The 506-nt window shown below is 73.1% G+C and carries 1 protein-coding gene; it reads left to right on the top strand.

All coding sequences use genetic code 11. From position 1 onward, the window contains the following. Positions 1-506, top strand: a 506-nt coding sequence (locus tag ABD323_RS45715) for an SAM-dependent methyltransferase (RefSeq protein WP_344447813.1), incomplete at both ends; no start/stop codon positions are given.

The raw sequence follows: 506 nt of genomic DNA, 5'->3' as shown, positions 1-506 counted from the left end.
GGCGGGCCTGGGGCAGCTGCTGCACATCGGGGCCGGCCTCCCCACCATGCGCAACACCCACCAGGTCGCCCAGCGGATGGCTCCGCCCACCCGGGTGGTCTACGACAGCCGGGACCGGGGCGTGGTGGCGCACGCCCTGCACCTGCTCCGGCAGCAGCCGAGAAGCCCAACCGCTTATGTGCACGGCGAGTTGGGCGACCCGGATCGGATTCTCCGGGGCGCTGCCCGGGTACTGGACCTGTCACGCCCCATCGGGCTGGTGCTCTTCCGCGGGCTGCACTTCGTGCCCCGCGCGGACGACCCGGCCGGGCTGGTGCAGTTGCTGGTGGACGCGGTCCCCTCGGGCAGCTGGGTGGCCTTCGGACACCTGGCCACCCACGAACGGGACCACCTGATGGACGCCGCGATGGAACGGATCGTGCCGGACTGGAGCGGTCAGATCGTCCGCCGGAACCGGGCGGAGGCGATGGCCCTGCTGGGCCGGGGCCTCGAACTGGAGGGCCCGG

This window comes from Kitasatospora nipponensis (genome assembly GCF_039528135.1).
GTDB classification, from domain to species: Bacteria; Actinomycetota; Actinomycetes; order Streptomycetales; family Streptomycetaceae; genus Kitasatospora; species Kitasatospora nipponensis.
The sequence above is the reverse complement of the archived record's forward strand: the minus strand, read 5'-3'. Positions and strand labels throughout refer to the sequence as shown.